The organism is Prevotella sp. P4-67, assembly GCF_002251325.1.
Taxonomy (GTDB): Bacteria; Bacteroidota; Bacteroidia; order Bacteroidales; family Bacteroidaceae; genus Prevotella.
The window spans coordinates 62,326-70,425 of record NZ_NPJL01000034.1; the positions used below are offsets into that span (position 1 = coordinate 62,326).

The 8,100-nt window shown below is 56.1% G+C and carries 5 protein-coding genes; all 5 read left to right on the plus strand.

Annotated features, from left to right (window positions below):
• Positions 1-19: 19 nt before the first annotated feature.
• The 5 genes from CIK92_RS05945 to CIK92_RS05965 all read left to right on the plus strand — a co-directional run bounded on the left by CIK92_RS05945 (position 20) and on the right by CIK92_RS05965 (position 7,763).
• A complete protein-coding gene (locus tag CIK92_RS05945) occupies positions 20-2,497 on the plus strand; it encodes a glycoside hydrolase family 2 TIM barrel-domain containing protein (protein ID WP_371594067.1) in 2,478 nt (825 codons plus the stop codon).
• A gap of 56 nt (positions 2,498-2,553) precedes the next feature.
• Positions 2,554-5,391, plus strand: coding sequence for a two-component regulator propeller domain-containing protein (locus tag CIK92_RS05950; RefSeq protein WP_094388481.1), 2,838 nt, complete (start codon positions 2,554-2,556; stop codon positions 5,389-5,391).
• A 703-nt stretch (positions 5,392-6,094) separates the two neighbouring features.
• The gene (locus CIK92_RS05955; protein ID WP_094388482.1) at positions 6,095-6,589 is read left to right on the plus strand and encodes an RNA polymerase sigma factor; all 495 of its coding nucleotides are present in this window, start codon (positions 6,095-6,097) and stop codon (positions 6,587-6,589) included.
• A complete protein-coding gene (locus CIK92_RS05960; RefSeq protein WP_094388483.1) occupies positions 6,586-7,260 on the plus strand; it encodes a hypothetical protein in 675 nt (224 codons plus the stop codon). The genes CIK92_RS05955 and CIK92_RS05960 overlap by 4 nt, the downstream gene beginning before the upstream one ends.
• Before the next feature lie 11 nt (positions 7,261-7,271).
• The gene (locus CIK92_RS05965) at positions 7,272-7,763 is read left to right on the plus strand and encodes a hypothetical protein (RefSeq protein WP_144289353.1); all 492 of its coding nucleotides are present in this window, start codon (positions 7,272-7,274) and stop codon (positions 7,761-7,763) included.
• Positions 7,764-8,100: the final 337 nt, after the last annotated feature.

Sequence of the window (8,100 nt, forward strand, 5' to 3'; positions counted from 1 at the left end):
CTAACAATTATAGACAACAATGAAAAATATAATAGCAAAAGCCCTACTGCTGGCTTCCACACTTATGTTGGCCCTCTCCACGGGGTGCCGGGCCCAGGTAAGCCGTGTTATCGACCTCCCCGACTGGGATTTCTCACGCGACGGCCAGTCGTGGCAACCCGTCCGGGTGCCCCACGATTGGGCTATATCGGGGCCTTTCGACAAGAAGTGGGATCTGCAGATGGTCGCCATCGAGCAGAACGGCGAGACCGAGAAGACCGAGAAGTCGGGCCGCTCGGGCGCGCTGCCCTGGATAGGTGAGGGATATTACCGTATGCGTCTGGCGTTGCCCAAGGGCTACAAGCGCGCCGTACTGGTGTTCGACGGAGCCATGAGCGAACCCGTGGTGAGCGTCAACGGGCGTGAGGCAGGCCGCTGGGCCTATGGCTACAACGCCTTCCGCATCGACATCACACCCTTTGTCAAGTTTGGCTCCAAGGACAATCTTGTCGAGGTGCATCTCAACAACCGCGAAGAGAGCTCGCGCTGGTATCCTGGTGGCGGTCTCTACCGTCCGGTCCATGTCGAGCTCTATGGCGATGCCGCCTTCTCTCCCTGGGACACCTATGTGCGCACCCTCAGTGCCACCCGCGATGAGGCCCAGGTCGAGGTGAGCGCTCTGCTTCAAGGCAATATGGGCAAGCGTGGCTACACTGTGGTCTCTCTGGCCGATGCCGAGGGTAGGGTGGTGGCTGCCGACACGCTGCAGGGCAACGCCCCCCAGCTCCAGACTACGCTCCGTGTGGCCGAGCCCCGACTCTGGTCGCCCGAGTCGCCCACGCTCTATCGGCTCAGCCTCGCCCGCTATGAGGGGCGCCGCCTGGTCGATGTGCAGACCGTCAAGACCGGTATACGCACCATCTCGGTGAGCCGCGAACACGGTTTCCAGCTCAATGGCGTGAGCCGTAAGATTAAGGGAGTGTGTCTCCACCACGACCTCGGACCCCTCGGCGCTGCCGAAAACAAGGCTGCCCTCATCCGCCAGATTAAGATGATGAAAGCCATGGGTTGCGACGCCATCCGCACAGCCCACAACATGCCTTCTACCATGCAGATGGAGCTCTGCGACTCGCTCGGCATGATGGTTATGGCCGAGAGCTTCGACATGTGGGTCTATCCCAAGTGCAAGAACGGCTACGCCCGTTTCTTCGAGGAGTGGGGCGACAGAGACATCACCAATCTGGTGAAGCACCACCGCAACCACCCCAGCATCATCATGTGGAGTATAGGCAACGAGATACCCGAGCAGTGGAGCAAAGAGGGCGTTGCCATCGCCCGCCGTCTGCAGGACCTCTGCCACCAGTACGACCCCTCGCGCCCTGTCACCCAGGGCATGGACCGGGCCGAAGAATCCTTGGCCTCAGGTTTCGCCCAGGTGATGGATGTGCCGGGTTTCAACTACCGCGTTCACAAGTATTACAACAATATGGCACAGTTGCCCCAGGGTTTTCTGCTCGGGTCTGAGACGGCATCGACCGTGAGCTCGCGCGGAGTATACAAGTTCCCGGTAAGGGTAGGGGCACACAACAACAATCCCTATCCCGACGGCCAGTGTTCGAGTTACGACACCGAGTATTGCTCGTGGAGCAATCTGCCCGACGACGACTGGCAGATGCAGGATGACCACAGCTGGGTTATCGGCGAGTTTGTGTGGACGGGCTACGACTATCTGGGCGAGCCCACGCCCTATGACACCTACTGGCCTTCGCGCAGCAGCTATTTTGGTATCTGCGACCTGGCTGGACTGCCCAAAGACCGCTATTACATGTATCGTGCCCACTGGAATGGTCGTGTACACACCACCCATCTGCTGCCCCACTGGAACTGGAGCGGGCGTGAGGGAGAGCCGACACCCGTATACTGCTACACCGACGGCGTCGAGGGCGAGCTCTTCGTCAACGGCAAGAGCCAGGGGCGTGTGCGCAAGGACCCGACAAGCCGTCTCGACCGTTACCGCCTCAGATGGAACGACGTGAGATACGAACCCGGCGAGATACGCGTGGTCACCTACAACCAGTATGGAGAAAAGGTGGGCGAAGACTGTCGCCGTACAGCCGGAGAGCCATCGCAGATACGCCTCGAGGTAGACTGCCCCGACCACGTTTCTACCGCCGTGGCGTGCTTGGTCGAGGGCTGCGACCACAACCATGATGCCTCCCTCAACGCCGACGGTCACGACCTGGCCTTCATCACGGTCAGCATGCTCGATGCCGATGGCAACGAGTGTCCGCTTGCCGACGACGAGCTCACCTTCGAGGTCAGCGGTGCCGGAGAGTTCAAGGCGGCATGCAACGGCGATGCCACCTCGATCGAGTCGTTTACCCAGCCCCGCATGCGGCTCTTCTCGGGCAAGCTGGTGCTCATCGTCCAGAGCCTGAAGCAGGCGGGCGAGGTCACCGTGAGGGTCAGAAGCGCTGCCCGCAATATCGAGAAAACCGTTACTTTGAGAGTCGGTTGATTTTTTCTTGCCAATATGTTTGCCAGTGTGCTTTTTAATGCGTATTTTTGTTGTATATGAAGCAGACTATCAGACATATTGGCATGTTTATATTCATGCACATCATCTGTTGTGCGCTCCATGCACAACGGTTTACCAACATCACGCTCGACGGAGCGCAGACCATCTACGCCATCATGCAGGACAGTCAGGGCCTGATGTGGATAGGTACCGATGCCGGACTCTTCAGCTACGACGGGTACCACGGCTATCGCCACTTCGGCGACTGTACGGTGGCCAATACGCGCGTAAATGCTCTGGCGCAGCAGTCCAATATGCTCTATCTTGCCACCGCCAACGGTCTGCAGGCCTTCGACCTCGACACCTATGCCTATAGACCCAGTACCGCCACTGCTGCGGGCACTACCACTACCCGCAAGACTCCCACCGAGCTGCGCGTCATCGACCTGCGTCATGGCAGCGACGGCTATGGCAGCGATGTCTACGCCCTGCTTCCCACGCGGAGAGGGCTGCTCAAGGGCACCATCTCCGGACTCTATCTCGGCCGTAGGCAGATAGCCTTCTGCCAGGGCACCCAGCCACTGGTCAACGCCCTTGCCTACGATGCCCACCGCCGCTGCTACTGGATAGGCACCGAGGGCGCCCTCTACCGCGCCGACCTGCAGTTGAAGTCGTTTACCCGTATCGACGCCCTCAACGGTCACTCCATCAAGTGCTTTGCCCTTGCTGCCAACGGCACCCTGTATATTGGCACCGACGACGGACTCTTCTCCATGGCTGTCAGTGGTACCATCAGCCACTATCAGCACGACTCCCACGACGCCTCGTCTATCCCCAACAACATCGTGTGGGCATGCTATGTCGACAAGTGGCAGAATGTGTGGATAGGAACCGACAACGGGCTGTCGCGCCTGTCGTCCCATACCTATTATATATATACTCCGCTCTACAAGGCTACCCTGTCTAATGAGGGCAACTGTCTGCACGCTCTCTGCCAGACGCGCGACGGCGAATGGTGGATGGGTGGCACCAATGGCGTGATAAGACAGGGCAAGGCATGGTATCGGCAGAACAACAGCCAGCACCCGCTGAGCCACAACCGCGTGCGCAAAATCTATCAAGACCGCGAGGGCGGCGTCTGGGTGTGTACCGACCACGGCATCAACCTCTATGACAGCCGCTCGGGCCAGATGCGCAACTTCATCGTCTACGACCCCACGCGCAGATACTCCACAGCGTGGGCTTATGATATACTCCAAGACCGGCAGGGACGCATGTGGATGGCGTCATACATGGGCGGCATCTTCGTCGTAGACCGCCAGCGGCTCGTGCAGACCGTCACTGCAGCCACGGCTTCATCGCCGTCGGCTACGGCTACGCTCGTGGCCGATGTGCATCTTGCCGACCACGGCGCCAATGCCCTCTCGGCGCTGCATGTGGGCCAGCTGGTGACCGACGCCCAGGGCATGGTGTGGGCTTCGACCGGCAACCACGTAGACCGTATCAATCCCAAGATCATGAAGGTCGAGGCTGTGCCCGCGGACGATGTGGTCAACTATATCATGGCTGATGCCCGTGGCAATGTGTGGATGGGCAGCAATGGCAAGGTGAGATGCTATGTCATGGAGGGCAAAGCCACATGGCCCGTCAAGCCCCGCGAGTGGCAGATAGGCGGCAAGGTGGCATGTATGAGCGATGTCGACGGGCGCACCTGGGTGGTGAGCGGTCAGGAGTGCTGTGTCATCGGCCTCGACGGCAAGAGCTTCAGGTTCAAGATACCCCAGGACATCACGCCCATGACCATCTACTATTCGCCCACGCAGCGCCAGGTGGTGATGGGTGGCAATGACGGCTATGTGACGCTCAATGCCGACGCGCCCACAGCGAGCGTCCATCCCCGGAGGCTCATGCTCGCTGGCGTGATGGTCAATGGCCGCCAGCTGCAGGGGGCTATGGCCGACGGTCGGGCAGCCGGCAGCGACGACGGTCGTGTGAAAACCCTCGAGCAGGCTCCGCGCACCATGGACAGACTGGTGATAGAGAGCGACGAGAACAACTTCACGCTGCAGCTTACCGACCTGCCCTTCTCAGACCATCCCTCGGCGGTCTATGCCTATCGCCTCGAGGGCAGCGACCACGACTGGCAGTATATGACGCATCACAATCTGGACATAAGTTACAACGGCTTGCCCCATGGCAGCTATCATCTCACGGTGCATGCCGTTGACGGCGAGGGCAATATCGGCGACGAGGTCTACAGGCTCGACATATCGATACTGCCACCATGGTATCTCTCGCTCTGGGCCAAACTCGTCTACACCCTGCTGGCTGCCGCCATCGCCTGGGGTAGCCTCAAGTTTGTGTGGGTCAGAAAGCGACTGGCAGAGGAGCGCCGCCAGAAGGCGGAGATACTCGAGCAGGTCGACGCACGTATGAGTTTCTTCAACCGACTGGCCGAAGACCTGAAGAGCGCGGTGGGTCATCGCTCTTTTGATGAGATACTCGACCTCACCAACAGCTATCTGGGCATCCAGGCAGAAAAGGTGGAAATCGAGGAACCCGAGTTGAGCCCCGCGGACCAGCGTCTGCTCACGGAAATCAACGAGGCGATAGAAGCCCACATGATAGACTCAGACTTCAACGTCACCACCCTGCAGGAAATCGTGGGCATGGGTGGCAAGCAGCTCTACCGCAAACTCAAGGCGATGACCGGCAAGACGCCCGTGGAGTATATCCGCGACATACGCATGCACAAGGCGGCGCTCATGCTCAAGGAGGGCAAGTTCAGCGTGTCGGAGGTGATGTATACAGTGGGCTTCTCCAACAGCAGCTACTTCTCCAAGTGCTTCTCCAAGGCGTATGGCACCACTCCCACTGAGTATATGAAGAGATAACCACCGTCTCTGCCCTCTCAGCCGTCAGGCAGGCGGTGGAGCAGGGTAGCGGCGTAGACTTTAGCATAGATGTTTGCAGCCAAGAGGGCAGCAAGCATCTTTTTTTGTCCATGTTTGCAGCGATAAGTGTTGTATGCGCCTTTGCTTGGTCCATGCTTGCAGCGGAAAAAGTCGTAATCACCTCTTCTTAGTCCATCTTTGCAGCGGCAGGAAAGGCAGACGCCGTCATGGAGCGTAGTGCTGCATCGCTGTGGGTTGTAGTTGAATATCGTGTAAGCCGTCGATAATAAGCGAGTTCATGGCGGTTGCCGGTTCGTGCCTTATGATACGAGTCCACTTATCATATGTTACGAGCCTACGTATCATAAGGCACGAGGTCTCGTGTCATAAGTTACGAGCCGCCCATGGTGGTCACGGCGCCGCTAATGGTAATGCCCGCAGCGCTGTCATCGGTTGCGTATCGTCTGAGTCGTACTATTGTCTTTTTATATCTAAATTCCCTGCTTTTGTTTGTGGTTGCGACATTTATTTATTAACTTTGTCGCAAATCTTGCGACGTTTTCTACGGATTATCGTTGCATCCATAATGCTATGCTTGACCATCTGGTTGGCTTAGTAGACAACTATAAAGAAAAAGTCTGGTTGCTCTGGTAGCGAAACCAGGCTTTTTGTGTTATTATAGTAGTAACAAATCTTAGCGACGATGGATATACAAGAGTTCATACATGGTGTAGAGGGTCTGCGCAGCAATCTACTGAAGCAGGCAAGGCACTATCTGAACGACGCAGACGACGCAGAGGATGCCGTCCAGGAGACTCTTGTGAAGCTGTGGGTAGTCAGAGACCGTGTGGCAGAAGCCTCGAAGATGAGGAATATGGCTGCCGTGGTTTGCCGGAACGTATCGCTCAACATGCTGCGCGACAAGCGGCAGATTGTCTCTATAGATGGGGCATGGGAGGTGGCCTCGCACGCCAATCCGGAGATACAGTTGGAGGAACGGGAGGGACGGCAACGGCTGCAACGTAATATCCGAGCGCTCACAGACAAGCAACGGGCATTGCTCAGGATGCGCAATGTGGAGAATATGCAGTATGCGGATATCGCCAAGATAATGGGAACGTCGGAGTCGTCGGTCCGGGGCATGATAAGCAAGGCTCGGATGGCGCTCGTACAACTAATGAAAGGGACAGAGTTATGATACAGACTAAGGAAAACATAGGAAAACTTCTTGAAAGGTTTGTCCAAGGACTGACAACGGAGTCGGAAGAACAGCTGCTGTCGGACTACTTCTGCACGGCTGAGGCTATCCCCGAAGAGTGGATGGTGTTTAAGGAGCTGTTTGACAGCTTCTCTACCGATGTCTATGACTTCAGTGAGGATGAAAAGGACGCCATGCTGGCTCGGGTTCCCCGAAAGAAAGGCAAGAGCGCAACTCTGTGGATCTGGGCGGTGGCTGCCTGTGCCGTAGCGGTCATGGTAATCGCTATCCCCATGATGAGGAATAGCGGGGAGATGGCTCAGAAGCCTGTGGCTGAGGTTAGGCGGCAGGCTGAGGTCAAGCGCGTAGTGGAGACCACGCCCAATGTGCCGACCCAGACAGCAGAACCTCGCGCAGAGACGGCTCCCAAACCCGCCAAGTCTGCTGGCAGAGCGCAGGAAAAGCAGACCGAGCGCATCAGTACCCCAGAACTGCTGGAGGCGGTGGCTCTGCTGGCCGATGTGGTGCCCGATGATATCGTCATCTCTTCTCACGACGACGAGTTCAAGGTCAGTACCGTGTCAGACAATGGTAACTCCAACTCGTATATGCTCAGGCGGGGCTTGGGCGAGTCATCCATAGAATTGATATCGCAATCCATAAACTTCTAAATCATATCAAAATGAAAAGAACGATTATCTTACTGCTCGTAGCAGTACTCTCTGTCGCAACCATGAGTGCGCAGAAGATTAAAAAGGCGGTCTATGTGATAGATGGACACCAGGTGGAAAACTTTGACGGCAGTCAACTCAATGGCAAGACCATCGTGAAATACTCGATAGAGCCAGTGCGCAACATTCACGTCATCGTCACTTCCGACTATAAGACCAAAGGCAGAACCATAAGTGACGTGAAGACGGTTACGACCGTGACGAAAGTCGACGGCAACAGCGTCACGGTGAATACAACCCAGAGCACAAGTGTAGACAAGAAGGAGGATGTGCTCTGCGTCATCAATGGCAAGATAGTGCCTTATTCGGAAATGAAGAAGACGCCATCCTCCAAGATAGATTCGGTGACGATTATCAAGGACAAGGGTACTGCGACTTATGTCAAGTATGCCAAGGAAGCCGGGCGTGAACCCAAGTGTATCATCAAGGTGGTCACCAAGTAAGCCGGGGTCATCTCCGTCGTCCTATCTATCATCTCCACCGTCCTATCTATCATCTCCACCGTCGGGAGTGTAATGGAAACAATAAATCGAGTAGGAGGAAAACGAAGTAGTTTTCTTCCTACTTTCGTTTTCCGACCTCTCACACCACCGTACATGCGGTTCCGCATACGACGGTTCATATTTTGGGTGCCATTCGAGATACGTCCCCATTAAACCCAAATCGGTCATTAGAAAAAGTTTCTTGTCATTTTCTAATGACCGCCATTAGAAAAATAGCTTTGTATATGCTTGATTCATAAATATTTACTAACTTTACCACGAAAAAAAGAATATACTC